At 57.1% G+C, this 26,198-nt stretch carries 18 protein-coding genes; 12 read left to right on the top strand and 6 right to left on the bottom strand.

Translation table 11 applies throughout. From position 1 onward, the window contains the following. Positions 1-45 precede the first annotated feature (45 nt). The 5 genes from ACP4QI_RS15190 (at position 46) to yfaU (ending at position 5,600) form a co-directional block, all read left to right on the top strand. Positions 46-1,245, top strand: coding sequence for a nicotinamide mononucleotide deamidase-related protein YfaY (locus ACP4QI_RS15190; RefSeq protein ID WP_285128137.1), 1,200 nt, complete (start codon positions 46-48; stop codon positions 1,243-1,245). Between the two features lie 200 nt (positions 1,246-1,445). Next, on the top strand, positions 1,446-2,225 hold the full coding sequence (locus ACP4QI_RS15185; protein ID WP_156264276.1) for an IclR family transcriptional regulator: 780 nt from the start codon (positions 1,446-1,448) through the stop codon (positions 2,223-2,225). A 13-nt stretch (positions 2,226-2,238) separates the two neighbouring features. After that, the gene (rhmD, locus tag ACP4QI_RS15180; protein WP_142486530.1) at positions 2,239-3,444 is read left to right on the top strand and encodes an L-rhamnonate dehydratase; all 1,206 of its coding nucleotides are present in this window, start codon (positions 2,239-2,241) and stop codon (positions 3,442-3,444) included. A gap of 50 nt (positions 3,445-3,494) precedes the next feature. Next, positions 3,495-4,784, top strand: a complete 1,290-nt coding sequence (locus ACP4QI_RS15175; RefSeq protein WP_426495217.1) for an MFS transporter — start codon at positions 3,495-3,497, stop codon at positions 4,782-4,784. 15 nt (positions 4,785-4,799) lie between these two features. Beyond that, on the top strand, positions 4,800-5,600 hold the full coding sequence (gene yfaU, locus ACP4QI_RS15170; RefSeq protein ID WP_156264273.1) for a 2-keto-3-deoxy-L-rhamnonate aldolase: 801 nt from the start codon (positions 4,800-4,802) through the stop codon (positions 5,598-5,600). Between the two features lie 5 nt (positions 5,601-5,605). Here the strand turns inward: yfaU and yfaE are convergent, their stop codons facing one another. The 4 genes from yfaE to ubiG all read right to left on the bottom strand — a co-directional run bounded on the left by yfaE (position 5,606) and on the right by ubiG (position 10,420). Next, positions 5,606-5,860 carry a class I ribonucleotide reductase maintenance protein YfaE gene (gene yfaE / locus ACP4QI_RS15165; RefSeq protein WP_142486527.1) on the bottom strand — a complete coding sequence of 85 codons (255 nt, stop codon included), beginning with the start codon at positions 5,858-5,860 and terminating at the stop codon, positions 5,606-5,608. Next, on the bottom strand, positions 5,860-6,990 hold the full coding sequence (gene nrdB / locus ACP4QI_RS15160) for a class Ia ribonucleoside-diphosphate reductase subunit beta (RefSeq protein ID WP_307761867.1): 1,131 nt from the start codon (positions 6,988-6,990) through the stop codon (positions 5,860-5,862). The genes yfaE and nrdB overlap by 1 nt, the downstream gene beginning before the upstream one ends. 81 nt (positions 6,991-7,071) lie before the next feature. Next, positions 7,072-9,357, bottom strand: a complete 2,286-nt coding sequence (gene nrdA / locus ACP4QI_RS15155; RefSeq protein WP_285128134.1) for a class 1a ribonucleoside-diphosphate reductase subunit alpha — start codon at positions 9,355-9,357, stop codon at positions 7,072-7,074. Positions 9,358-9,691: 334 nt separating this feature from the next. Further along, entirely contained in the window at positions 9,692-10,420 is a 729-nt protein-coding gene (ubiG, locus tag ACP4QI_RS15150; RefSeq protein ID WP_285128133.1) for a bifunctional 2-polyprenyl-6-hydroxyphenol methylase/3-demethylubiquinol 3-O-methyltransferase UbiG, read from the bottom strand. Positions 10,421-10,552: 132 nt separating this feature from the next. Here ubiG and gyrA point away from each other — a divergent pair, with 132 nt between their 5' ends. Continuing rightward, a complete protein-coding gene (gene gyrA, locus ACP4QI_RS15145; protein WP_142486523.1) occupies positions 10,553-13,189 on the top strand; it encodes a DNA topoisomerase (ATP-hydrolyzing) subunit A in 2,637 nt (878 codons plus the stop codon). A 143-nt stretch (positions 13,190-13,332) separates the two neighbouring features. Further along, on the top strand, positions 13,333-16,179 hold the full coding sequence (rcsC, locus tag ACP4QI_RS15140; RefSeq protein ID WP_156264269.1) for a two-component system sensor histidine kinase RcsC: 2,847 nt from the start codon (positions 13,333-13,335) through the stop codon (positions 16,177-16,179). A 110-nt stretch (positions 16,180-16,289) separates the two neighbouring features. Here the strand turns inward: rcsC and rcsB are convergent, their stop codons facing one another. Together rcsB and rcsD are read right to left on the bottom strand one after the other, a co-directional pair. Next, entirely contained in the window at positions 16,290-16,940 is a 651-nt protein-coding gene (gene rcsB, locus ACP4QI_RS15135) for a response regulator transcription factor RcsB (RefSeq protein ID WP_032612710.1), read from the bottom strand. 16 nt (positions 16,941-16,956) lie between these two features. Then, on the bottom strand, positions 16,957-19,629 hold the full coding sequence (gene rcsD / locus ACP4QI_RS15130; RefSeq protein ID WP_231311852.1) for a phosphotransferase RcsD: 2,673 nt from the start codon (positions 19,627-19,629) through the stop codon (positions 16,957-16,959). 740 nt (positions 19,630-20,369) lie between these two features. Here rcsD and ACP4QI_RS15125 point away from each other — a divergent pair. The 5 genes from ACP4QI_RS15125 to ACP4QI_RS15105 all read left to right on the top strand — a co-directional run bounded on the left by ACP4QI_RS15125 (position 20,370) and on the right by ACP4QI_RS15105 (position 26,162). Further along, positions 20,370-21,482 carry a porin OmpC gene (locus ACP4QI_RS15125; protein WP_426495218.1) on the top strand — a complete coding sequence of 371 codons (1,113 nt, stop codon included), beginning with the start codon at positions 20,370-20,372 and terminating at the stop codon, positions 21,480-21,482. 120 nt (positions 21,483-21,602) lie between these two features. Continuing rightward, entirely contained in the window at positions 21,603-22,655 is a 1,053-nt protein-coding gene (gene apbE, locus ACP4QI_RS15120) for an FAD:protein FMN transferase ApbE (RefSeq protein WP_142486519.1), read from the top strand. Positions 22,656-22,727: 72 nt separating this feature from the next. After that, a complete protein-coding gene (gene ada / locus ACP4QI_RS15115; protein ID WP_426495219.1) occupies positions 22,728-23,792 on the top strand; it encodes a bifunctional DNA-binding transcriptional regulator/O6-methylguanine-DNA methyltransferase Ada in 1,065 nt (354 codons plus the stop codon). Further along, complete coding sequence (alkB, locus tag ACP4QI_RS15110; RefSeq protein WP_231311855.1) at positions 23,792-24,442, top strand: DNA oxidative demethylase AlkB; 651 nt, start codon at positions 23,792-23,794, stop codon at positions 24,440-24,442. Before ada ends, alkB begins: the two co-directional genes overlap by 1 nt. A gap of 76 nt (positions 24,443-24,518) precedes the next feature. Continuing rightward, positions 24,519-26,162, top strand: coding sequence for a multidrug ABC transporter permease/ATP-binding protein (locus ACP4QI_RS15105; RefSeq protein ID WP_426495220.1), 1,644 nt, complete (start codon positions 24,519-24,521; stop codon positions 26,160-26,162). Positions 26,163-26,198 lie beyond the last annotated feature (36 nt).

The raw sequence follows: 26,198 nt of genomic DNA, 5'->3' as shown, positions 1-26,198 counted from the left end.
GCCGATTGCGCTATAGTGTTTTCACCACAAATGCGGGAGAACACAATGATAAACGTGGAGATGCTGTCCACTGGCGATGAAGTGCTGCATGGACAAATCACTGATACCAATGCGGCCTGGCTGGCGGATATTTTCTTTGAGCAAGGATTACCCCTAACGCGGCGTAACACGGTGGGCGACTCGCTGGAGTCGCTGGTCAACGTCCTGCGTGAACGTAGCGAACAGGCGGATGTGCTGATTGTAAATGGGGGCCTCGGCCCCACCAGCGATGACCTGAGCGCGCTGGCCGCCGCCACGGCGAAAGGCGAAGAGCTGGTGCTGCATACCGAGTGGCTCAGCCATATGGAGCGTTTCTTCAGCGATCGCGGCAAAGTGATGGCTCCCAGCAACCGCAAACAGGCAGAAATTCCGGCCAGCGCGGAGTTGGTTGATAACCCTGTCGGTACCGCCTGCGGCTTTGCCGTTCAGCTTAATCGCTGCCTGATGTTCTTCACCCCCGGCGTTCCGTCCGAATTTAAGGTGATGGTGGAAAAAGAGATCCTGCCGCGTCTGCGGCAGCGTTTTACCTTACCGGAACCCCCGATCTGTTTACGACTCACCACTTTTGGCCGCTCGGAGAGCGACCTGGCGCAGAGTCTCGATCATCTGGTGTTACCGCCAGGCGTGACGATGGGCTACCGCTCCTCCATGCCGATTATCGAACTGAAATTAACCGGCCCGGCCACCGAGAAGGCCGCAATGCTGGCCCTGTGGCCTGAGGTGCAGCGCGTGGCGGGTGAGAACCTGATCTTCGAAGGCACCGAAGGACTCCCGGCGCAAATCGCCCGCGATCTACAGGCCCGCCAGCTGAGCCTGACCCTGAGCGAGCAATTTACCGGTGGCCTGCTGGCGTTACAGCTCTCGCGGGTAAGCGCTCCACTGCTGGCAAGCGAGGTGGTGCCTTCCCAGGAGGAGACCCTGGCGCAAACTGCCCACTGGGTGGCCGAGCGGCGCGTGAAACATTTTGCCGGTCTGGCGTTAGCGGTGTCGGGTGCGGAAGAAGATCATCTCAACTTTGCCCTGGCTACCCCGGAAGGCACCCACGCCCTGCGGGTGAAGATGAGCACAACGCGCTACAGCCTGGCAGTCCGTCAGGAGGTCTGCGCGATGATGGCGCTGAACATGCTGCGTCGCTGGCTGAACGGCAAGCCGGTGGCCACTGAACATGGCTGGATCAACGTCGTCGAGACGCTGTTCCTGCCGTGATTTCTGCGCGCCGGGCTCACCGTCCGGCGCGTTGTTGTCCAACCTGTTGTACTCGCTCTGTTTTTTTCTGCGCTGTTCGTCACAATTTTATCCTGCTGTTTGTCCAGCTGGCTGGAACCCTCCGGCGATTTGAACTCGCTCACAAATAAACCCGCCCTCAGCCGCAACACTGATTCCAGTATTCAGGACTGGAGTCCAGCATGTTGGAATCAACCAAAGTACCGGCGCTGACCCGCGCCATCGATATTCTCGACACCATTGCCCGTCTGGGGCCCTGTAGCGCCGCGACCATTATCGACGCGCTGGGGATCCCGAAAAGCACTGCCTATCTGTTGCTGGGTGAACTGAGAAGACAGCGTTTTCTCAGCCTCGACAGCCAGGACAACTACTGCCTGTGGACCCGGCTGGTGGAGCTGGCGGGCCATGCGGTCAGCCGGATGGATCTGCGTGAGATGGCGCGCCCGCGCCTGACGCAGCTGATGGACGAGAGCGGCCTGCTGTGCCATCTCGGCATTATCGATAACGGCAGCGCTTACTACATCCTCAAAATCGAGTCGCCCGCAACCATCAGCGTGCGTTCCCACGAGGGAAAAAGCCTGTCGCTCTCCCGCTCGGGGATTGGCAAATGCCTGCTCGCCTGGCAGCCCGAACGGGTGCAGGAGGCCATTATTGCCAGCCTGGACTGGGAGCGGGTCACCCCTACCACCATCACCAGCGCCGGGCAGATGCGCGACGAGCTGGCACGCATTCGCGCCAGAGGCTGGAGCTTTGACAACGGGGAAGACTACCCCGACGTGCGCTGCGTGGCGGCGCCGGTCTTTAACGCCAGCAACGACCTTACCGCGGCAATCTCGGTGGTGGGTACCCGGTTGCAGATCAACGAGGACAACCGCGATTACCTGGCCGGTAAAGCGATTGCCTGCGCGAAAGATATTTCCCGTTTACTGGGCTGGAAAAGCCCCTTCGATCAAGCCTCATAATATGGAGAACATCATGACCCTACCGAAGATTAAACAGATCCGTGCCTGGTTTACCGGCGGCGCTACGGCAGAGAAGGGCGCAGGCGGTGGCGATTATCACGACCAGGGGGCCAACCACTGGATCGACGACCACATTGCCACCCCAATGAGTAAATATCCGCAGTATGAACAGTCGCGTCAGTCCTTCGGCATTAACGTCCTCGGCACGCTGGTTGTCGAAGTGGAGGCCGACAACGGCCAGACCGGTTTTGCGGTCTCCACCGCCGGAGAGATGGGCTGCTTTATCGTTGAGAAGCACCTCAGCCGCTTTATTGAAGGCAAGTGCGTCAGCGACATCAAGCTTATTCACGACCAGATGCTCGGGGCGACCATGTATTACGCTGGATCCGGCGGGCTGGTGTTGAACACCATCTCCTGCATCGACCTGGCGCTATGGGATCTGTTCGGCAAGGTGGTCGGCTTGCCGGTCTACAAGCTGCTCGGCGGTGCGGTACGGGATGAGATCCGCTTTTATGCTACCGGCGCGCGGCCGGACCTGGCGAAAGAGATGGGCTTTATCGGCGGCAAAATGCCGACCCACCGGGGGCCACACGATGGCGACGCCGGGATCCGCCAGGACGCGGCAATGGTGGCGGAGTACCGCGAGAAATGCGGTCCGGACTTCTGGCTGATGCTCGACTGCTGGATGAGCCAGGACGTGAATTACGCCACCAGACTGGCCCATGCCTGCGCGCCCTATAACCTGAAGTGGATTGAGGAGTGCCTCCCGCCGCAGCAGTACGAAGGCTATCGCGAACTGAAGCGCAATGCCCCGCCGGGAATGATGGTGACCAGCGGCGAGCACCACGGCACCCTGCAATCTTTCCGCACGCTCTCCGAAACCGGGATCGACATCATGCAGCCGGACGTTGGCTGGTGCGGCGGCTTAACCACCCTGGTGGAGATCGCCGCTATCGCTAAAGCGCGGGGACAGCTGGTGGTGCCGCACGGCTCGTCGGTTTACTCCCACCATGCGGTGATCACTTTCACCAACACGCCGTTCAGCGAGTTCCTGATGACCAGCCCGGACTGCGCGACGCTGCGTCCGCAGTTTGATCCGATCCTGCTTGATGAACCGGTGCCGGTGAATGGCCGCATCCACAAATCGGTGCTGGATAAACCCGGCTTCGGCGTCGAGCTGAACCGCGATTGTGCCCTGAAGCGTCCTTATAGCCACTAATCCGTCGCGCCGCGCTCCGGCGTGGCGTCACCTTTTACTGAGGATTGTCCATGAGTATGACTCTGCTCGACAGCGTGGTCAGGAAAAACCGCGCCCGCCTGATCCCGTTCATGCTGGCGCTCTACGTGCTGGCATTTCTGGATCGCTCTAATATCGGCTTCGCCAAAGAGAGCTACCAGATTGATACCGGGCTCAGTAACGAAGCCTATGCCCTGGGCGCCGGGATCTTCTTTGTGGTTTACGCCCTGCTGGGGGTGCCCGCTAACCTGCTGATGCGCAAGTTTGGCGCACGGACGTGGATTGGCACCACCACGTTGCTGTGGGGGTTCCTCTCCGCGGCGATGGCGTGGGCCGACACGGAAAGTAAGTTTCTGCTGATCCGCACCCTGCTGGGGGCAGCGGAGGCAGGCTTCTTCCCCGGCATGATCTACCTCACCTCCCAGTGGTTCCCCCAGCGCAACCGCGCAAGCATCATGGGGCTGTTTTACATGGGCGCGCCGCTGGCGTTGTCGCTCGGATCGCCGCTCTCCGGGGCGCTGCTGGAGATGCACGGCTTTATGGGCCATCCCGGCTGGTTCTGGATGTTTATTATCGAAGGGCTGATTGCCGTGGGGGCAGGAGTCTTTACCTTCTTCTGGCTGGACGATACCCCGCAGCAGGCGCGGTTCCTCACTGCTCAGGAGAAGCAGGTGCTGATTAATCAGCTGGCGGGGGAGGAACAGAGCAAGGCCACGTCCCGGCTGAGCGATGCCCTGCGCAACGGTCGGGTCTGGCAGCTGGCGTTTATCTACATGACTATCCAGATCGCCGTCTACGGGCTGATCTTCTTCCTGCCGACCCAGGTGGCGGCCCTGCTCGGCACCAAAGTGGGCTTCACCGCCTCGGTGGTGACCGCTATTCCGTGGGTTGCGGCGCTGTTTGGCACCTGGCTGATCCCGCGCTACTCCGACCGCACCGGCGAGAGGCGCAACATCGCCACGCTGACTTTGCTGGCCGCCGGTATTGGAGTGGGCGTCTCAGGGCTGGTATCGCCGTGGCTTGCGATGGTGGCGCTGTGCGTGGCTGCGGTCGGGTTTATCGCCGTGCAGCCGGTCTTCTGGACCATGCCGACGCAGCTGCTCTCCGGCACCGCGCTGGCGGCGGGGATTGGCTTCGTCAATCTGTTTGGCGCAGTGGGTGGTTTTCTTGCTCCGCTTATCCGGGTGAAAGCCCAGACCGTATTTGGCAGCGATGCGGCCGGGCTGCTGGCGCTGGCCGGGATTGCGATCCTCGGCGCACTGGCGATTCTGGTGCTGGGCGTGACCCGCAGCGCGCCGCAGGCCGATCGCGTACATCATTAATATCAGGGAGTTATTATGCAAAACGTTCTTTCCAACCCCTTTAAGCAGGCTCTGCGTAACGGTGAAACGCAGATCGGGCTGTGGCTGAGCTCCACCTCATCTTATATGGCGGAGATCGCGGCGACCTCTGGCTACGACTGGCTGTTAATCGACGGGGAGCATGCGCCGAACACGGTGCAGGATCTCTATCACCAGCTGCAGGCGATTGCCCCTTATGCCAGCCAGCCGGTGATACGCCCGGTTGACGGTGACCGCAGCCTGATCAAACAGGTGCTGGATATTGGCGCCAGGACGCTGCTGATCCCAATGGTCGACAGCGCGGAACAGGCCCGGGAGATCGTCTCCGCCACCCGCTATCCACCGCTGGGCGTTCGCGGCGTGGGGGCCGGCGTGGCGCGGGCGGCGCGCTGGGGACGGGTGGAGAACTACATGGCCCGGGCTAACGACGAGCTGTGCCTGCTTATTCAGGTGGAGAGCAAAGCCGCACTGGATAATCTGGATGCGATTCTGGAAGTTGAAGGAATTGACGGGGTGTTTATCGGTCCGGCCGATCTGTCGGCTTCGCTGGGCTATCCCGACAACGCCGGTCATCCGCAGGTGCAGGCCATTATCGAGCAGGCGATCCGCCGGATCCGACACGCGGGTAAAGCCGCGGGCTTCCTGGCGGTGGAGCCTGAGATGGCGACGCGTTGTCTGGCGTGGGGAGCGAACTTTGTTGCCGTCGGGGTTGATACTATGCTCTATACCGGAGCGCTGGACGAGCGGCTGGCGCTGTTCAGATCCGGCAGCGCCCGGGCCAGTAAAAGCAGCTACTGACCGGGTTACATTTCGATTTCGATATCACCTTTTGCCCGGCAGCAGCAGGGCAAAATTTCCCCTTCGTTGATGAAGGCCAGCGGTTCGGTGATCCAGTCGACCTGACCGGTCACCAGGCGGCAGCGGCAGGAGCCGCAATAGCCTTCACGACACTGGTATTCGACCTCAATCTGGTGGGATTCCAGCGCAACGAGCAGGGAAGGGTGTTCTTCCTGGCACAGGAGTTCTGTGCCAGTAAGACGAAGCGTCACGCGGCTCATCAGAGCTGGAAGTCGCTCAAATCGTCGGTGTTGACTTCGGAGTCAATCTGACCGACCAGGTAGGAGCTGACTTCCACTTCCTGCGGTGCCACCTGAACGTTATCGGACACCAGCCAGGTGTTGATCCACGGGATTGGGTTGGAGCGGGTCTGGAACGGCAGGTCGAGGCCCACAGCCTGCATGCGGATGTTGGTGATGTACTCCACGTACTGGCAGAGAATATCTTTGTTCAGGCCAATCATGGAGCCGCCCTGAAACAGGTATTCCGCCCACTCTTTTTCCTGCTGTGCCGCCTGGACAAACAGGTCATAGCTCTCCTGCTTGCACTCTTCAGCAATCCCGGCCATCTCCGGATCGTCCACGCCGCTGCGCAGCAGGTTCAGCATATGCTGGGTGCCGGTCAGGTGCAGGGCTTCATCACGAGCGATCAGACGGATGATTTTGGCATTGCCTTCCATCAGCTCGCGTTCCGCGAAGGCGAAGGAGCAGGCGAAGCTGACGTAGAAGCGGATCGCTTCCAGGGCGTTAACGCTCATCAGGCACAGGTAGAGCTTTTTCTTCAGCTCACGCAGGTTCACGGTGACGGTTTTACCGTTCACGGTGTGGGTGCCTTCACCCAGCAGATGCCAGTAGCTGGTCATCTCGATCAGGTCGTCATAGAAGTGGGCAATACCCTGCGCGCGCTTCAGGATCTGATCGTTGGTAACGATATCATCGAACACAATCGCCGGATCGTTGACGATATTACGGATGATATGGGTGTAGGAGCGGGAGTGGATCGTCTCGGAGAACGCCCAGGTCTCGACCCAGGTTTCCAGCTCAGGGATAGAGATCAGCGGCAGCAGCGCCACGTTCGGGCTACGACCCTGGATAGAGTCCAGCAGCGTCTGATACTTCAGGTTGCTGAGGAAGATGTGCTTTTCATGTTCCGGCAGGGCCTGGAAGTCGATGCGGTCGCGGGAAACGTCAACTTCTTCCGGACGCCAGAAGAAGGAGAGTTGCTTTTCAATCAGCTTTTCGAAGATGTCATATTTTTGCTGATCGTAGCGTGCCACGTTGACCGGCTGGCCGAAGAACATCGGCTCTTTGAGCTGGTCGTTTTTCGTCTGTGAAAAGGTGGTGTATGCCATGAGTGTGTCCTGTGAGAGATTTTGTAGATCGGGCAAACAAAATCGTAGGCCGGGTAAGCGTAGCGCCACCCGGCATTTACATTAAATCTTACATGCGCCGCTTTCGCAGCCATCATCCTGAATGGACGGGGCCAGATCGTCCTGCGCATCTTCCGCACCGTCACGGGTGTTTTGATAGTACAGGGTCTTCACGCCGAATTTATAGGCGGTAAGCAGGTCTTTCAGCAGCTGCTGCATCGGCACTTTCCCGGACGGGAAGCGTGACGGATCGTAGTTGGTGTTCGCAGAGATCGACTGGTCGATAAACTTCTGCATGATGCCCACCAGCTGCAGGTAGCCGTCGTTATTTGGCATTTCCCACAGCAGCTCGTAGTTGTTTTTCAGCAGCTCGTAGTCCGGCACCACCTGACGCAGGATCCCGTCTTTCGACGCTTTGATGCTCACGTGGCCGCGCGGCGGCTCGATGCCGTTGGTGGCGTTGGAGATCTGCGAGGAGGTCTCGGACGGCATCAGGGCAGAGAGCGTGGAGTTACGCAGGCCGTGGGTTTTAATGGACTCACGGAGCGCTTCCCAGTCCAGGTGCAGCGGCTCGTTGGCGATCGCGTCCAGGTCTTTCTTATAGGTGTCGATCGGCAGAATGCCTTTGGCGTAGGTGGTTTCGTTGAACCACGGGCAGGCACCCTGTTCGATAGCCAGATCGTTGGAGGCCTTCAGCAGGTAATACTGAATCGCTTCGAAGGTCTGGTGCGTCAGGTTGTTGGCGCTGCCGTCGGAATAACGCTTGCCGTTTTTCGCCAGCCAGTAGGCATAGTTGATCACGCCAATGCCGAGGGTACGACGACCCATTGCACCGCGTTTTGCCGCCGGGATTGGGTAATCCTGATAATCCAGCAGCGCATCCAGGGCACGTACCGCCAGCACCGCCAGCTCTTCCAGCTCGTCGAGGCTGTTAATCGCACCCAGGTTGAACGCGGAGAGCGTACAGAGGGCGATCTCGCCGTTTTCGTCGTTCACATCTTCCAGCGGTTTGGTCGGCAGGGCGATCTCCAGGCACAGGTTGGACTGGCGCACTGGGGCAACGGCCGGATCGAACGGGCTGTGGGTATTGCAGTGGTCAACGTTCTGGATGTAGATACGGCCAGTGGAGGCACGCTCCTGCATCATCAGCGAGAACAGCTCAACCGCCTTCACGCGCTGCTTGCGGATGCTGTCGTCGTTTTCGTATTGGACGTACAGGCGCTCAAACTCGTCCTGATCGGCGAAGAAGGCGTCATACAGGCCCGGGACGTCGGATGGGCTGAACAGGGTGATGTCGCCGCCTTTCAGCAGACGGGTGTACATCAGCTTGTTGATCTGAACGCCGTAGTCCATGTGACGTACGCGGTTGCCTTCCACGCCACGGTTGTTTTTCAGTACCAGCAGGCTTTCGACTTCCAGGTGCCACATCGGGTAGAACAGGGTTGCAGCACCGCCGCGCACGCCGCCCTGAGAGCAGGATTTCACTGCCGTCTGGAAGTGTTTGTAGAACGGAATACAGCCGGTGTGGAATGCTTCACCGCCGCGAATTGGGCTGCCCAGCGCGCGAATGCGACCGGCGTTGATGCCGATACCGGCGCGCTGGGAAACGTACTTGACGATGGCGCTGGAGGTGGCGTTAATGGAGTCCAGGCTGTCGCCGCACTCGATCAGCACACAGGAGCTGAACTGGCGGGTTGGGGTGCGCACGCCGGACATGATTGGCGTCGGCAGAGAGATCTTGAACGTGGAAACCGCATCATAGAAACGCTTCACGTATTCCAGACGGGTTGCACGCGGGTAGTTAGAGAACAGGCAGGCGGCGACCAGAATGTAGAGGAACTGGGCGCTCTCGTAGATTTCGCCGGTCACACGGTTCTGGACCAGGTATTTACCTTCCAGCTGTTTTACCGCGGCGTAGGAGAAGTTCATATCACGCCAGTGATCGATAAACCCGTCCATCTGCTTGAACTCTTCTTCCGTGTAGTCTTCCAGCAGATGCGTGTCGTATTTGCCCAGCTCAACCATCTTCACCACATGATCGAACAGCGCTGGCGGCTCAAACTGGCCGTAGGCTTTTTTACGCAGGTGGAAAATGGCCAGACGGGCAGCGAGGTACTGATAATCCGGTGCTTCGCGGGAGATGAGATCCGCCGCCGCTTTGATAATGGTTTCGTGGATATCAGAGGTTTTGATGCCGTCATAGAACTGGATGTGGGAGCGCAGTTCCACCTGAGAAATGGATACGTTGTTCAGTCCTTCTGCTGCCCAGTCGAGAACACGATGGATTTTGTCCAGATTGATACGCTCGGTAGCACCGTCGCGCTTTGTCACCAGCAGACTCTGATTCATGTGGGTTTTTACCTGTCCGTGAAAAAAGAAAATATCCCCCGCTTATCCACAGGTTGTTGTGGATAAATACTATATATAGGGGTTTCGCATTAAGCATAACGCAAGATGGTGAGTATTCTAGTAAGGATTCTTTTCAGTACAAGAGTTGATTTTGAGGTTAAATTGAGGTTGTCAAAGCGTAAAAAAGCGTAAGTCCTCGTACCGTAAGGCCTGGACGTGATGTCAATAATTTAGAAAAAAAAATGAAAATTTGATCGACTGCTGATTTCTTCAACGGGTGGTCAAAAATGCGCAACGGGGGGTTGCGCATTCGTTAGAAAAAGAGTGGATATTCTTAGTCTTTTTTTGCGGTGGTATGGAGCATGTAGTTCACGTCCACGCCCGGCGCCAGTTTGAACTTGTCGGTCAGAGGATTGTAATGCAGACCGGTCATGTGCTGCTCTTTCAGCCACGTGCCGTCAACCCAGCTCAGTAATTCCGCCGGTTTGATGAATTTTTTCACGTCATGCGTACCTTTTGGCACCATCCGCAGCACGTACTCCGCGCCGACCACCGCCATCAGCCACGCCTTACCGTTGCGGTTGATAGTGGAGAAGAACACCTGACCGCCCGGCTTCACCAGCGCCGCACAGGCTTTGACTACCGATTGCGGGTCGGGAACGTGCTCCAGCATCTCCATGCAGGTGACGACGTCATACTGCTGGGCATGCTTTGCGGCGTGCTCCTCAACCGTTTCCTGCACATACTCTACCTGAATGCCGCTTTCCAGCGCATGCAGTCGCGCCACCTGCAGCGGCTCGAAGCCCATATCCAGTCCGGTCACCGTGGCGCCTTCGCGCGCCATGCTCTCGGCGAGAATGCCGCCGCCGCAGCCCACATCGAGCACCTTTTTACCGAACAGGCCGCCGGAACGCTCTGCGATATAGCCCAGACGCAGGGGGTTAATGCGGTGCAGGGGTTTGAACTCACCTTCAAGATCCCACCAGCGCGAGGCGACGGCTTCGAATTTAGCGATCTCTTCATGGTCAACGTTGGGAGCCACCGGGGATTTTTCCGCATTCATGGACGCTTTTACTCCGTAATTTAAAGACGAGGAAGTATATCAGGATAACAAAGCAAATTAGTTTAAACCTGAGCGGGTGTGTTATAATTTCCGACCTTTGAATCCGGGATACAGTAGAGGGATAGCGGTTAGATGAGCGACCTTGCGAGAGAAATTACACCGGTTAACATCGAGGAAGAGCTGAAGAGCTCCTATCTGGATTATGCGATGTCGGTCATTGTTGGCCGTGCGCTGCCGGATGTCCGCGATGGACTTAAGCCGGTACACCGTCGCGTACTATACGCCATGAACGTATTGGGCAATGACTGGAATAAAGCCTACAAAAAATCTGCCCGTGTCGTTGGTGACGTAATCGGTAAATATCACCCCCATGGTGATACTGCAGTTTATGACACCATCGTCCGTATGGCACAGCCATTCTCACTGCGTTACATGCTGGTTGATGGTCAGGGTAACTTCGGTTCTGTCGACGGCGACTCCGCCGCGGCGATGCGTTATACGGAAATCCGTATGTCGAAAATCGCCCATGAGCTGATGGCCGATCTGGAAAAAGAAACCGTTGATTTCGTCGATAACTACGACGGCACCGAGCGCATTCCTGATGTGATGCCAACCAAGATCCCTAACCTGCTGGTAAACGGTTCTTCCGGTATCGCCGTAGGTATGGCCACCAACATTCCACCGCACAACATCACGGAAGTGATCAACGGCTGCCTGGCCTATATTGACGATGAAGAGATCAGCGTTGAAGGGCTGATGGAACACATCCCGGGCCCGGACTTCCCGACCGCCGCCATCATTAATGGCCGTCGCGGTATTGAAGAAGCGTACCGTACCGGTCGCGGCAAGATCTATATTCGTGCCCGCGCCGAAGTCGAAGCCGACGCGAAAACCGGCCGTGAGACCATTATCGTCCACGAAATTCCGTATCAGGTGAACAAAGCGCGCCTGATCGAGAAGGTTGCCGAGCTGGTTAAAGAGAAACGTATTGAAGGGATCAGCGCGCTGCGTGATGAGTCTGACAAAGACGGCATGCGTATCGTGATTGAGATCAAACGTGACGCGGTAGGGGAAGTGGTTCTTAACAACCTGTACTCCCTGACTCAGCTTCAGGTCTCCTTCGGCATCAACATGGTTGCGCTGCACCATGGTCAGCCGAAGATCATGAACCTGAAAGACATTCTGAGCGCGTTCGTGCGTCACCGCCGTGAAGTGGTGACCCGTCGTACCATTTTCGAACTGCGTAAAGCCCGCGATCGTGCGCACATCCTTGAAGCGCTGGCAGTTGCGCTGGCGAACATCGATCCGATCATCGAGCTGATTCGTCGTGCACCAACCCCTGCCGAAGCGAAAGCGGGCCTGATCGCGCAGCCGTGGGATCTGGGCAACGTCTCTTCCATGCTGGAGCGTGCCGGTGACGACGCCGCGCGTCCTGAGTGGCTGGAGCCGCAGTACGGTATTCGCGATGGCAAATACTGGCTGACCGAGCAGCAGGCTCAGGCGATTCTGGATCTGCGTCTGCAGAAACTGACCGGCCTTGAGCACGAAAAACTGCTCGACGAGTACAAAGAGCTGCTGGCACAGATTGCTGAACTGCTGCATATCCTGGGCAGCGCCGATCGTCTGATGGAAGTGATCCGTGAAGAGCTGGAGCTGGTCCGCGATCAGTTCGGCGATGAGCGTCGCACCGAAATCACGGCGAACAGCGCTGATATCAACATCGAAGACCTGATCAACCAGGAAGACGTTGTTGTGACCCTGTCTCACCAGGGCTACGTGAAGTACCAGCCGTTAACCGACTACGAAGCACAGCGTCGTGGCGGTAAAGGCAAGTCAGCGGCACGTATTAAAGAAGAAGACTTTATTGACCGCCTGCTGGTGGCCAACACCCACGACACCATCCTCTGCTTCTCCAGCCGGGGTCGTCTGTACTGGATGAAGGTTTATCAGCTGCCGGAAGCGAGCCGTGGCGCGCGTGGACGTCCAATCGTCAACCTGCTGCCGCTGGAGCAGAACGAGCGTATCACCGCTATTCTGCCGGTTCGCGAGTACGCGGAAGGCGTGAACGTGTTTATGGCGACCGCCAGCGGCACGGTGAAGAAGACCGCCCTGACCGAGTTCAGCCGTCCGCGTTCTGCCGGCATTATTGCCGTCAACCTGAACGAAGGCGACGAACTGATTGGTGTGGATCTGACCTCCGGTTCCGACGAAGTGATGCTGTTCTCTGCCGCCGGTAAAGTGGTGCGCTTCAAAGAGAGCGCAGTGCGCGCCATGGGTCGTACCGCGACCGGCGTGCGTGGCATCAAGCTGGCGGGCGAAGACAGCGTCGTCTCCCTGATTGTTCCGCGCGGCGAGGGAGCGATCCTGACCGTTACGCAGAATGGCTACGGTAAACGTACTGCCCAGGACGAGTATCCAACCAAGTCCCGCGGCACGCAGGGCGTTATCTCGATCAAAGTGACCGAGCGTAACGGCTCCGTTGTTGGCGCGGTACAGGTTGATGATACCGACCAGATCATGATGATCACCGATGCCGGTACGCTGGTGCGTACCCGCGTGTCAGAGATCAGCGTGGTGGGCCGTAACACCCAGGGCGTGATCCTCATCCGTACCGCGGAAGATGAAAACGTGGTGGGTCTGCAGCGCGTTGCTGAGCCGGTGGATGACGAAGAGCTCGACTCTATCGACGGCAGCGTAGCGGAAGGTGATGATGAGATCGCACCCGAAGCCGACACCGACGACGATGTAGCGGATGACGCTGAAGAGTAATGTCTCCTGACGATAAAGGGCCGGTCTCCGGCCCTTTTCTTTTGCAGCTACACGCAATTGCAGACAACCGAACATTGCGACCGCGCCCGTTTACCGCTACCTTAAGCCATTCCTTTTGACCCTGATGGCGGAGCCTCGCCCCCTTGAAATACCTCGTCTCCTTTCGAACCACGCTGAAAGTCTCTCGCTATCTATTTCGGGCGCTGGCGCTCCTGATCTGGGTGCTGATCGCCCTGTTTTCGGTGTTTTACATCGTCAACGCGCTGCACCAGAAGGAGTCGGAGATCCGTCAGGAGTTCAACCTCAGTTACGATCAGTCCCAGCGCTATATTCAGCGCACCGCCGACGTCATGAAGGAGCTCAAGTATATCGCTGAGAACCGTCTGACGGCAGAAAATGGCGTACTGGCCAGCCGCGGGCGCGACAGCAAAACCGAGGTGCCCAATTTTGAGCCGCTGTTCCCCGATTCTGACTGCTCGGCGATGGGTTCAGCATGGCGAGGTTCGCTGGAGTCGCTGGCCTGGTTTATGCGCTACTGGCGCGACAACTTCTCGGCAGCCTACGATCTGAACCGGGTCTTTCTGATTGGCAGCGAAAACCTCTGTATGGCCAACTTTGGCCTGCGTGACGTGCCGGTGGATCGTGACAACGCCCTGAAAAGCCTGCACGAGCGAATCATGAAATACCGTAATGCCCCGCAGGATGAGCGCAGCAATAATCTGTTCTGGATCAGCCAGGGCCCACGTCCCGGAGTAGGGTACTTCTACGCGATGACGCCGGTCTACCTGGCTAACCGCCTGCAGGCGATGCTCGGCACCGAGCAGACTATCCGCATGGAAAACTTTTTCACCCCTGGCAATTTGCCAATGGGCGTGACCATTCTCGATGAAAACGGCCATGCGCTTATCTCGCTGGCGGGGCCGGAAACCCGCCTCAAGGTTGACCCTCGCTGGATGCAGGAGCGTTCATGGTTTGGTTATACCTCCGGTTTCCGCGACCTGGTGCTGAAAAAGAGCCTGCCGCCTTCGTCGCTGAGCATCGTCTATTCCGTGCCGGTGGATCTGGTGCTGGAGCGTATCCGCATGCTGATCCTCAACTCGGTGCTGCTGAACGTGCTGGTGGGGATTGCCTTGTTTACTCTCGCGCGGATGTACGAGCGCAAAATCTTTATCCCGGCGGAAATCGACGCCCAGCGCCTCGAAGAGCATGAGCAGTTTAACCGCAAGATTGTTGCCTCTGCGCCGGTAGGGATCTGTATTCTGCGCACCCTGGACGGCACCAATATCCTCAGTAACGAGCTGGCGCATAACTACCTGAATATGTTGACTCATGAGGACCGGCAACGGCTGACGCAAATTATCTGCGGGCAGCAGGTCAACTTCGTCGACGTGCTGACCAGCAACAACACCAACCTGCAGATCAGCTTTGTGCACTCGCGCTATCGCAATGAGAACGTCGCCATCTGCGTGCTGGTGGATGTCTCCGCGCGCGTCAAAATGGAAGAGTCGTTGCAGGATATGGCTCAGTCGGCTGAACAGGCCAGCCAGTCGAAATCGATGTTCCTCGCCACCGTCAGCCACGAGCTGCGCACCCCGCTATACGGGATTATCGGTAACCTCGATCTGCTGCAGACCAAAGAGCTGCCGCGGGGCGTTGACCGTCTGGTGACGGCGATGAATAACTCCTCCAGCCTGCTGCTGAAAATCATCAGCGATATTCTCGACTTTTCCAAGATCGAGTCCGAGCAGCTGAAAATTGAACCGCGTGAATTCTCCCCACGCGAGGTGATGAACCATATCAGCGCCAACTACCTGCCGCTGGTGGTGCGTAAGCAGCTGGGGCTGTACTGCTTTATTGAACCGGACGTGCCGGTATCGCTGCAGGGCGATCCAATGCGCCTGCAACAGGTGATCTCCAACCTGCTCAGCAATGCCATTAAGTTCACCGACATGGGCTGCATTGTAATGCATGTCTCCAGGGCAGGGGACTACCTGAGCATTCGCGTGCGTGACACCGGGGTAGGTATTCCGGCCAAAGAGGTGGTCAAACTCTTCGACCCGTTCTTCCAGGTGGGGACGGGAGTTCAGCGAAACTTTCAGGGTACAGGGCTGGGGCTGGCGATTTGTGAAAAACTGATCAGCATGATGGACGGCGATATCTCGGTGGATACTGAGCCGGGTATGGGCAGCCAGTTCACCATCCGCATTCCGCTCTATGCGGCGCAGTCACCGACCACTGGGCTGGTGGATGGATTAAGCGACAAACGCTGCTGGCTGGCGGTCAATAACGCCTCGCTGTATGCCTACCTGGAATCCCTTCTGACGCCGCACGGCATTCGCGTGGCGCGCTACGCCGGACAAACGCCGGACGCGGAAGATATGCTCATCACCGACGATGAGCTGAAGCAGCCGTGGCAGGGCAAAGCAGCGGTGATCTTCTGCCGTCGCCATATCGGTATTGCCCAGGAGCGCGCCCATGGTGAGTGGGTGAACAGCGTAGCCTCGCCGCACGAACTGATTGCGCTGCTGGCTCGGATCTACCGCGTGGAAATGGATGCAGGCGATGGCTCGGCGGCACTGCCGTCGCCGGAATCGGCGCAGTCGCTGAATGAAGACATGATGATTCTGGTGGTGGATGACCATCCAATTAACCGTCGTCTGCTGGCCGATCAGCTGGGCTCGTTGGGCTATCAGTGCAAAACCGCCAATGATGGTGTGGACGCGCTGAACGTTCTGAGTAAAAACCACATCGACATCGTTCTGAGCGATGTGAACATGCCGAACATGGACGGCTATCGCCTGACCCAGCGTATTCGCCAACTGGGCCTGACCCTGCCGGTGGTGGGCGTCACCGCTAACGCGCTGGCGGAAGAGAAGCAGCGTTGCCTGGAGTCGGGAATGGATAGCTGTCTTTCCAAGCCGGTAACGCTGGACGTGCTCAAGCAGACGCTGTCGGTGTATGCGGAGCGGGTGAGGAAGACGCGGGGATAAAAAAAAAGCCCATTTCTGGGCTTTTTTATTGCCCGGCGGCGCTTCGCTTGCGCGGGCCTACGGGCAGTGTAGGCCGGGTAAGCGTCAGCGCCACCCGGCGTTTTGCACAACTACTCTTTATCAGCAGGACTCAGCGTCACGGAAGAGAGGTAGTTCAGCAGGGCGATATCGTTTTCTACGCCCAGTTTCATCATCGCGGATTTTTTCTGGCTACTGATGGTCTTGATGCTGCGGTTCAGCTTCTTGGCAATCTCGGTAACCAGGAAACCTTCGGCGAACAGACGCAACACTTCGCTCTCTTTCGGTGACAGACGTTTGTCGCCGTAGCCGCCAGCGCTGATTTTTTCCAGCAGGCGGGAGACGCTTTCCGGGGTAAATTTCTTCCCTTTCTGCAGCGCGGCCAGCGCTTTTGGCAGATCGGTTGGTGCGCCCTGTTTCAGGACAATCCCTTCAATATCGAGATCCAGAACGGCACTTAAAATTGCCGGGTTGTTGTTCATGGTCAGCACGATGATCGAAATACTTGGGAAGTGACGCTTGATGTATTTGATAAGCGTAATCCCGTCACCGTATTTATCTCCAGGCATGGAAAGGTCGGTGATGAGCACGTGCGCATCAAGTTTTGGCAGGTTATTAATCAGTGCTGTGGAATCTTCAAATTCGCCGACTACATTCACCCACTCGATCTGTTCAAGTGATTTGCGAATACCGAACAGTACAATCGGATGGTCATCGGCAATAATTACGTTCATATTGTTCATGTATAGGGCTACCTTGCTACAGCAAGCTTTTGACATAGTCGTCAATGTCGCTGATGTATTTTTCTATGCTGGCGGCATCTTTCTCACGAATAAGATGTTCCAGCGTTTCACATAATTGCTTGCCTGGAACCAGATTAAGCATGGCAAACACCCCTTTGAGCCGGTGTGCTGTCTGAGCCAGCGCTGCGAAGTCGTTCGCGGCGGATTCAGTATACAACCTCTTAACATCATCTGGTACTGTGTCTACGAAGAGAGAATAATAGCCGCTGGCCTGCAGTTCGGCATTTTCATTGCCGCCCAGTGGGGATTCCGGGATCGTTTCCTGCGCCAGCTGCTCCTCTATTAGTTGTAGTACAGCTTCCTGCATCGCATTGCTCATATTAAAGTTGACGCGCACCTGGCCGGGGCCAATTTTTCGCACGCCAGGCTCATCATCGCTTAAAAGCAAGCCTGAGGCAGTAAGATTAGACGGATTATCCGTTAAAAAGAGATCATATTCTTGACTTGCCAGCCTTTCGTCCGGGGAAATACAGGTCGCACCCCAGTTTTCCAGCTGGCGAACCACGATACTGCGGATCTCATTCGACGTCACATCCACCATGATCACTACCTCGTCCAGCAGGCCCTCATCATCCTCTGCTTCCTGCGGCGTGGCCGGCATTTTGACGTGCAGTGAATAACGGGTGCCCAGCGATTCACGGGCTTTAATATTCAGGTGGCCGCCAAGCTTACGCGCCAGCTGATCGCACAGCCAGAAGGTGAGGGCGTTGGCTTTGCCGTAATTATCGCTCTGAGTATCATTCAGGAACGGGAAGTGCAGGTTGTCGATTTCACTGGCCGTAACCCCTTCACCGGTATCAAGGATACGGAAGGTGAGACGGTCATCGGCTGATTCATCGCTGCTCACTTCAAGCGTAATTTTGCCGATCTGGGTGGTGGTCACAGCGTACTGGATCAGCATCAGCAGAATACGACGCAGCGCGTCACGGTCGCCGTGGCGTTCATCATTGGCCCGCAGCGGGTTGTTAATCAGCAGCTGCAGCCCCTTACGCTTGATCACCGGCAGCACTTCCGGCACCACTTCATCAATCAGATCCTGAATCGAGAACAGCGTTGTGGTGCTCTTCCAGCTGTCATTTTCCAGCATATTGGCGAGCTGGATCTCATCCACCAGCCGCACCAGCGTATCGGCATGCCCCGACAGCTGCAGGCTTTCCGGGCTGGTTAACTGGGCCGCTTCGCTGGCCAGCGCCTTCAGAGGCAGTTTAAAGGCATCGCCAATATTCTGCATAAAGGCCGCGCGGCCCTGCTGGTTCTTCTCATACAGCCTTTGCGCCTGTTTGAGCTTTTTATTCACCAGCACCTCGCGATCCTGATCGCGAATGATAAAGATCTGCGTGCGTGACGCCACCTGGCTGCGGAACTGGCGGATCTCATACAGCTCATTATTAATGGTGGCCTGAATCACGCCCTGATGCTGATCGGCCATGCTGGTGATGTTCTGCAGATTCAGGTGTGGCAGCAGGTGATCGGCGATTTTGTTGCTGATCACCGTGCGGTTGGCTTCCTGGTCGTGTACCAGCAGGCCGAGCGGCAGCACCGAGACAATCTCTTCATTGAGCGCGCGCAGCACGCGCAGCTCGTTGCTGGTACCTGCGGCGACGGGGGCATCGCTCTGGCGGCCTGGCTGCGAGCGGAAGGTGGTGTAACCAAACAGCGCCAGCGCCAGCAGGCCGATATTAAGCAGCAGCGGCAGCAGGATATTTTGCAGGGTGTCCAGCAACAGGGTACCAAAAGGGACCTGCCAGACCAGGCGCATACCGGTCGTGTTCAGCGAGGAGGCAATCTCGATTTTCGATCCGTTAAAGGAGATCGAGACGCTTTCGGGGCTCTCTTTGTCCGTCGGCGCGCGCAGGTTTTGCCCCGAGGAATCCTGTTCCAGGCGGAAGCTCTCAAGCGGCATATCCGGAGGGATCAGATCGTTGATCGGCAGATCGAAGGCCACCACCGTTGCCAGATGACCTGGCTGATTGAAGGTGGTGCGCAGGGTAAAGTAGTAGCCATTTTGCCAGGCCAGGCGGCGCAGGGAAGAGAAACTTTCACGCTCATCCAGGGCATTGGCCTGCTGCAGCATCTCTGCGCGACGGGAGTCGACAACGGTGCCCACCGACGACTCTTTAAAACCGGAGGAGAGATCTTTTAGCGGCAGGGTGGAGATCAGGATCATGCTGTTGTCCTGGCCGTTGAGATAGTACATCGACCAGGGAACGGTCTCCGCTCCCCATAGCGTATCAAGATAGGTCGACATGCGCTGGGTCATCTCCAGCGTGGCGCTGTCGTGGGAACCGAAAATCAGGGCTTCGGTTTTGCGCCGCGTTTTCTCCAGATAGTAGACATCCTGCTTCAGCCGCGTCTCCTGCAGCCCTTCTGCGGATGCGGTTGTCGGCGTGGCGGCGATGTTGTCGTAAATCTGCCAGGTTGCGTAGCGCCAGGTGTCGATACGTTTATGCAGCGCGTGGCTGATATCGACAATCTGATAGCTTTTATCTTTTAACCAGGTGTTCACCGCGCTCTGCACCATCACGCCCATGGTCACTAACAGCACAACGATCAATAGAAGAAAGAAACGGGTAATGCTGCCCGGAAGCAGGGAGAATTTGTTCGCGGCTGTGGTTTCAGACTGACTCATTGATGTGGTTAACCCGTTATGGCTGCGCTTCAGGCGAATAGGGCAGTATAAAGCGTAATAATCGAATTTCCAGCCTCACGCTACTTCCGGGGCTGACTTTTTCGTCCTGTTGCGCAAGACGAAAAGGATTGTCTTAAATCTGTACGGTTAAACCATAATTGTACAAATAACTAACAATATAGTGGAAAAATAGCACGAATAAACAAGAAATTAAATTACCCGTTCAATTTTCAGGACTAAAAATAGCACCCTAAGATTTAATTAATAGTCGTTATAGTTTCGGGTGGGTAGCACAGATATTTTAAATTTGCGTAAAGAAGGGTAAAAAAAAACCGAATGCATTGCATTCGGTTCAATTCGGGATAAACAGACATTCAAATTTGAATGACGGTAATAAATAAAGTTAATGATGATAGCGAGAGATATTTTAGTAGCCGGCTGCCTTTTTGTTTTGGCAATCAGTGCTATAATAAATTTTTTGTTAACTTATTGATTTTAAATGGTAATTTTAACATTTTGATTTATGGTGCTTTATTTTTTAACTTATTGTGCGGCAAAAAAGTTCCCTCAAATTTACAAAATGAAACATCTATACGGCAATATGAAACATCTTAAAAGTTTTCGTATCATATTCTTGTTGGATTATTCTGTATTTTTGCGGAGAATGAACTTGCCGACTGGTTAAGAGGGTTAATCAGTAAGCAGTGGTAATAAAAGACATATAACAGAGGGTTAAAATAATGAAAGTTAAAGTACTGTCCCTCCTGGTACCAGCACTGCTGGTAGCAGGCGCAGCAAATGCGGCTGAAATTTATAACAAAGACGGCAACAAATTAGATCTCTACGGCAAAGTAGACGGTCTGCACTATTTCTCTGATGACGATAGCGCTGATGGCGATCAGACCTACATGCGTCTCGGCTTCAAAGGCGAAACTCAGGTTAACGATCAGATCACTGGTTACGGTCAGTGGGAATACCAGATTCAGGGCAACACCACCGAGAGCGACGACCAGTCCTGGACTCGTGTGGCCTTCGCAGGTCTGAAATTCGCTGAAGCAGGTTCTTTCGACTACGGTCGTAACTACGGCGTGATTTACGACGTCACTTCCTGGACCGACGTTCTGCCAGAATTCGGCGGCGACACCTACGGTTCCGACAACTTCCTGCAATCCCGTGGTAACGGTGTTGCTACCTACCGTAACCAGGACTTCTTCGGTCTGGTTGATGGCCTGAACTTTGCTCTGCAGTACCAGGGTAAAAACGGCAGCGTCAGCGGTGAAAACGACACCGGTCGTAGCACTCTGAAACAGAACGGTGACGGCTTCGGCGGCTCCCTGACCTATGATCTGGGCGAAGGCTTCAGCGTCGGTGCGGCAGCAGCGTCTTCCAAACGTACCGCAGACCAGAACGCCTTTGGCGTTTACGGCGAAGGTGACCGTGCTGACGTGTACAGCGGCGGCCTGAAATATGACGCGAACAACCTCTACCTGGCCGCGCAGTACTCCCAGACTTACAATGCGACCCGTTTCGGTGACTCTAAGTCCAGCCGTAGCGATGCAATCTATGGTTTTGCTAACAAAGCCCAGAACTTCGAAGTGGTTGCGCAGTATCAGTTCGACTTCGGCCTGCGTCCATCCGTGGCTTACCTGCAGTCCAAAGGTAAGGACATCGATAACTATGGCGACCAGGATCTGCTGAAATATGTTGATGTTGGTGCGACTTACTACTTCAACAAAAACATGTCCACCTATGTGGATTACAAAATCAACCTGCTGGATGATAACTCCTTCACCGACCGTGCAGGCATCAGCACTGATGACATCGTAGCCCTGGGTCTGGTTTACCAGTTCTAAGTCTTACGCAGTATTGCAAAAGGGGCCAACTGGCCCCTTTTTTTGGTCTTACTATCAGCCCCTTACAAAGCCTGCTTTTTAGTGTACTCTTGCCGGTCTCAGGCTTGAGGATAATAACGAATGGAAATTACTTTTCTGCGTGTCGGCTTTCTGGCGACACTGTTTATGTTGTCTGCGTGCGATGCCCCCGCTCCTCCGGCTAAGGCCGACACCGCCGCAACGGTGCTGGAAGGGAAAACCATGGGTACCTTCTGGCGCGTCAGCGTGATTGATCTCTCTGCTGCCCGGGCTGAAGAGCTACGCGGCAAGATCCAGTCCCAGCTGGATGGCGACGACCAGCTGATGTCCACCTATAAAAATGACTCTGCCCTGATGCGTTTTAACCAGTCCCAGAGCACCTCCCCCTGGCCGGTGAGCGAAGCGATGGCGGATATTGTCACCGAGTCGCTGCGGGTGGGCTATAAAACCAACGGCGCGATGGATATCACCGTCGGCCCGCTGGTTAACCTGTGGGGCTTTGGCCCGAACAAGCAGCCGGTGAAAACCCCCGACCAGGCGCAGATTGACGATGCCCGGGCGCAAACGGGCCTGCAGCATCTGACGGTGATAAATCAGTCCGGCAAGCAATACCTCGAAAAAGATATCCCCGATCTGTTTGTCGATCTCTCAACGGTGGGTGAGGGCTATGCTGCCGATCACCTGGCCCGGCTGATGGCCGAAGAGGGGATCTCGCGCTATCTGGTGTCAGTTGGCGGGGCGCTGGTCAGCCGCGGCATGAACGCCAGCGATAAGCCCTGGCGCGTAGCGATCCAGAAGCCCACCGATCGGCAAAATGCCGTCCAGGCCATTGTCGATATCAACGGCCACGGCATCAGCACCTCCGGCAGCTACCGTAACTATTATGAGCTGGACGGAAAACGCATTTCCCACGTCATTGATCCCCAGACCGGTCGCCCGATTACGCACAATCTGGTGTCGGTGACGGTGATCGCCCCTACGGCGCTGGAAGCCGATGCCTGGGATACCGGTCTGATGGTGCTGGGGGCTGAGAAAGCCAAAGAGATCGCACGTGAGCAGGGGCTGGCGATCTATATGATCGTCCGCGAAGGGGAGGGCTTTAAAACCTGGATGTCTCCGCAGTTCTCCAGCTTCCTCGTCAACGGGGCGAATTAAAAAGCAAGGTTGCGGGTTTTTGTCGGGTGGCGTTCAGGCAGGCTAGGCATATGCTTATATAAGGAGCCGATCATGAAAAAGCCGAACCTGATGAATGACGATCAATGCTGGCTGGCGGTGCTGGCCCGCGATGGCCATGCCGATGGTCAGTTTGTGTTTGCCGTACAGACCACCGGCATCTTCTGCCGTCCCTCCTGCCGGGCGCGCCACGCCCTACGTGAAAACGTTCGCTTTTACCCCGATGCCCGCCAGGCAGCGCAGGCGGGTTTTCGCCCCTGCAAACGCTGCCGCCCGGATCAACCGGATCCCCAGGCGCAGCGGATCGCCACCATCGAAAAAGCCTGCCGGTTACTGGAGCAGGAGCAGCCCCTGACCCTTGAGAGGCTGGCGCAGGAGGTGGCGATGAGCCCCTGGCATCTTCATCGTCTGTTCAAATCCTTCACCGGGATGACGCCGAAAGCCTGGCAGCAGGCGGCCAGGGCGAAACGGCTGCGCGACGCCCTGACGCAGGGTGAAAGTATTACCGACTCCGTGCTGGCAGCAGGTTTTCCCGACAGCAGCAGCTATTACCGCAACGCCGATGCCACCCTGGGAATGACCGCGAAGCAGTACCGCAGCGGCGGGGAGGAAACCACCGTGCGCTATGCTTTGAGCAACTGCACGCTGGGACGTTGCCTGGTGGCGGAGAGCACGCGGGGCGTCTGTGCGATTCTACCCGGGGATGATGACAGCGCCCTGATTGCCGAGCTGGAAACGATCTTTCCTCACGCCCGGCGAGAACAGGCGGATGCCGCCTTCGCCGCGCGCGTCGCCCAGGTGATCGCCAGCGTGGATAACCACGCCGTGGCGCTCGCCCTGCCGCTGGATATTCGCGGTACCGCCTTTCAGCGTCAGGTCTGGCAGGCCCTGCGCGCTATACGTAGCGGAGAGACGGCAAGCTATCAGCAGGTGGCCAACGCCATTGGTCATCCCGGTGCGGTGCGGGCGGTGGCCCGGGCCTGCGCCGCCAACAAGCTGGCGATTATTATTCCCTGTCACCGGGTGGTACGGAGCGACGGCGGGCTGTCGGGCTACCGCTGGGGTACGGCCCGTAAAGCGGCACTGCTGCGTCGCGAAGCCAAAAAAGAGGAGGTGTGATGCTCGATTTGTTTGCAGATGCTGAGCCCTGGCAGGAGCCGCTGGCGCCGGGGGCAGTGATCCTGCGCCGCTTTGCCCTGACGCGGGCCACCGCCTTAATGCAGGGGATCGAACAGGTCGCCAGCGCCTCGCCGTTCCGCCAGATGGTTACCCCCGGGGGATACACCATGTCGGTGGCGATGACCAACTGCGGCGGGCTGGGCTGGACCACTAACCGGCACGGCTACCTCTATTCAGCGGACGATCCGATCACAAATGCGCACTGGCCGCCGATGCCGGACGCTTTTGCTGCCCTGTGCCACGATGCCGCCTGCGCGGCGGGTTATCCCGACTTTCAGCCGGATGCCTGTCTTATCAATCGCTACGCCGTCGGGGCTAAACTGTCGCTGCATCAGGATAAGGATGAGGCCGACCTGCGGGCGCCGATTGTCTCGGTCTCGCTCGGCCTGCCCGCGGTGTTTCAGTTTGGCGGATTACGCCGCAACGATCCGCTTCAGCGCCTGCTGCTGGAGCATGGTGACGTGGTGGTGTGGGGTGGACCATCCCGCCTGTTTTATCATGGCATTCAGCCGCTTAAACCCGGAGAGCACCCTCTGACCGGCGACTGCCGCTACAACCTCACCTTCCGCCAGGCGGCGAATAACGAATAAAAATAAGAATTATTCTTGATGTAAGTGGCGAGCAGTTTACACTGCTGGCTGATTTTTCTTGTCTGGATTGCTCTGCATGGAACTCCTGTTACTGGTCTGGCGCCAATACCGCTGGCCGTTTATCGCGGTGATGGCGCTCAGCCTGCTCAGCGCCGCGCTGGGTATTGGGCTTATTGCCTTTATTAACCTGCGCTTAATTGAAACGGTGGACACCACCCTGATGGTGCTGCCGGAATTTCTCGGCCTGCTGGTGCTGCTGATGGCCGTCACCCTGGGTTCGCAGCTGGCGCTCACTACCCTCGGCCACCACTTCGTCTACCGCCTGCGCAGCGAGTTCATCAAGCGTATTCTGGATACCCAGGTTGAACGCGTCGAGCAGCTGGGCAGCGCCTCGCTGCTGGCCGGGTTGACCAGCGATGTACGCTCAATCACCATCGCCTTTGTGCGTCTGCCGGAGCTGGTGCAGGGGATTATTCTGACCTTCGGATCGGCCGCCTATCTGGCCTGGCTCTCCACCAAAATGCTGGCGATCACCGCTCTGTGGATTGCGATCACCATCTGGGGCGGCTACCTGCTGGTGTCGCGCGTCTACAAGCACATGGCGGTGCTGCGCGAAACCGAAGATAAGCTCTATAACGACTATCAGACAGTGCTGGAAGGGCGCAAAGAGCTGACCCTTAACCGCGAGCGCGCCGAGCACATCTTCAATAACCTCTATATCCCGGATGCCCGCGAATATCGCCACCACATTGTGCGGGCCGATACCTTCCACCTGAGCGCGGTCAACTGGTCCAATATCATGATGCTGGGGGCGATTGGCCTGGTCTTCTGGATGGCCAACAGCCTGGGCTGGGCAGATACCAACGTCGCCGCGACCTACTCGCTGACCCTTCTGTTCCTGCGCACGCCGTTGCTCTCCGCCGTCGGCGCGCTGCCGACCCTGCTCAGCGCCCAGGTAGCCTTTAACAAGCTGCGCAAGTTTGCTCTCGCACCGTACAAAGCCGAGTTCCCGCGACCTGAAGCCTTCCCGGACTGGCAGACCCTGGAGTTGTGCAACGTCACCTTCAAATATCAGGACAACGACTTCTCCGTCGGGCCGGTGAACTTAACCCTTAACCGCGGCGAGCTGCTGTTCCTGATTGGCGGTAACGGCAGCGGGAAATCGACGCTGGCAATGTTGCTGACCGGCCTGTATCAGCCCCAGTCGGGCGAGATCCTGCTGGACGGTAAGCCGCTGAGCGCCGAAAAACCGGAAGATTACCGCAAGCTGTTCTCTGCGGTGTTTACCGACGTCTGGCTGTTCGATCAGCTGCTGGGCCCGGAAGGCAAGCAGGCCGATCCGGCGCTGGTGGAGAAGTGGCTGGCGCATCTGCAAATGTCGCACAAGCTGGAGTTGCAGGATGGTAAGATCCTCAACCTGAAGCTGTCGAAAGGGCAGAAGAAGCGCGTGGCGCTGCTGCTGGCGCTGGCGGAAGAGCGCGACATCATTCTGCTGGATGAGTGGGCCGCCGATCAGGACCCGCATTTCCGCCGCGAGTTCTACCAGGTGCTGCTGCCGCTGATGCAGCAGATGGGCAAAACCATTTTTGCCATCAGCCATGACGATCACTATTTCATCCATGCCGACCGCCTGCTGGAGATGCGCAGTGGACAGCTGACTGAGCTGACCGGCGCCGAGCGTGATGCCGCGTCGCGTGATGCGGTGGCACGTACCGCCTGATTGTCAATATGCCGGGTGGCGGCAAAGCCGCCACCC

Source organism: Leclercia sp. TB492, assembly GCF_049974505.2.
GTDB lineage: Bacteria > Pseudomonadota > Gammaproteobacteria > Enterobacterales > Enterobacteriaceae > Enterobacter > Enterobacter adecarboxylatus_C.
Note: the sequence above shows the minus strand (reverse complement) of the source record. Positions and strands in the feature narration are given on the sequence as shown.

Excerpts from the sequence above, each read along its gene's own strand:
- ACP4QI_RS15190 (WP_285128137.1), top strand. The coding sequence starts at position 46 with ATGATAAACGTGGAGATGCTGTCCACTGGCGATGAAGTGCTGCATGGA.
- ACP4QI_RS15185 (WP_156264276.1), top strand. The coding sequence starts at position 1,446 with ATGTTGGAATCAACCAAAGTACCGGCGCTGACCCGCGCCATCGATATT.
- rhmD (WP_142486530.1), top strand. The coding sequence starts at position 2,239 with ATGACCCTACCGAAGATTAAACAGATCCGTGCCTGGTTTACCGGCGGC.
- ACP4QI_RS15175 (WP_426495217.1), top strand. The coding sequence starts at position 3,495 with ATGAGTATGACTCTGCTCGACAGCGTGGTCAGGAAAAACCGCGCCCGC.
- yfaU (WP_156264273.1), top strand. The coding sequence starts at position 4,800 with ATGCAAAACGTTCTTTCCAACCCCTTTAAGCAGGCTCTGCGTAACGGT.
- yfaE (WP_142486527.1), bottom strand. The coding sequence starts at position 5,860 with ATGAGCCGCGTGACGCTTCGTCTTACTGGCACAGAACTCCTGTGCCAG.
- nrdB (WP_307761867.1), bottom strand. The coding sequence starts at position 6,990 with ATGGCATACACCACCTTTTCACAGACGAAAAACGACCAGCTCAAAGAG.
- nrdA (WP_285128134.1), bottom strand. The coding sequence starts at position 9,357 with ATGAATCAGAGTCTGCTGGTGACAAAGCGCGACGGTGCTACCGAGCGT.
- ubiG (WP_285128133.1), bottom strand. The coding sequence starts at position 10,420 with ATGAATGCGGAAAAATCCCCGGTGGCTCCCAACGTTGACCATGAAGAG.
- gyrA (WP_142486523.1), top strand. The coding sequence starts at position 10,553 with ATGAGCGACCTTGCGAGAGAAATTACACCGGTTAACATCGAGGAAGAG.
- rcsB (WP_032612710.1), bottom strand. The coding sequence starts at position 16,940 with ATGAACAATATGAACGTAATTATTGCCGATGACCATCCGATTGTACTG.
- rcsD (WP_231311852.1), bottom strand. The coding sequence starts at position 19,629 with ATGAGTCAGTCTGAAACCACAGCCGCGAACAAATTCTCCCTGCTTCCG.
- ACP4QI_RS15125 (WP_426495218.1), top strand. The coding sequence starts at position 20,370 with ATGAAAGTTAAAGTACTGTCCCTCCTGGTACCAGCACTGCTGGTAGCA.
- apbE (WP_142486519.1), top strand. The coding sequence starts at position 21,603 with ATGGAAATTACTTTTCTGCGTGTCGGCTTTCTGGCGACACTGTTTATG.
- ada (WP_426495219.1), top strand. The coding sequence starts at position 22,728 with ATGAAAAAGCCGAACCTGATGAATGACGATCAATGCTGGCTGGCGGTG.
- alkB (WP_231311855.1), top strand. The coding sequence starts at position 23,792 with ATGCTCGATTTGTTTGCAGATGCTGAGCCCTGGCAGGAGCCGCTGGCG.
- ACP4QI_RS15105 (WP_426495220.1), top strand. The coding sequence starts at position 24,519 with ATGGAACTCCTGTTACTGGTCTGGCGCCAATACCGCTGGCCGTTTATC.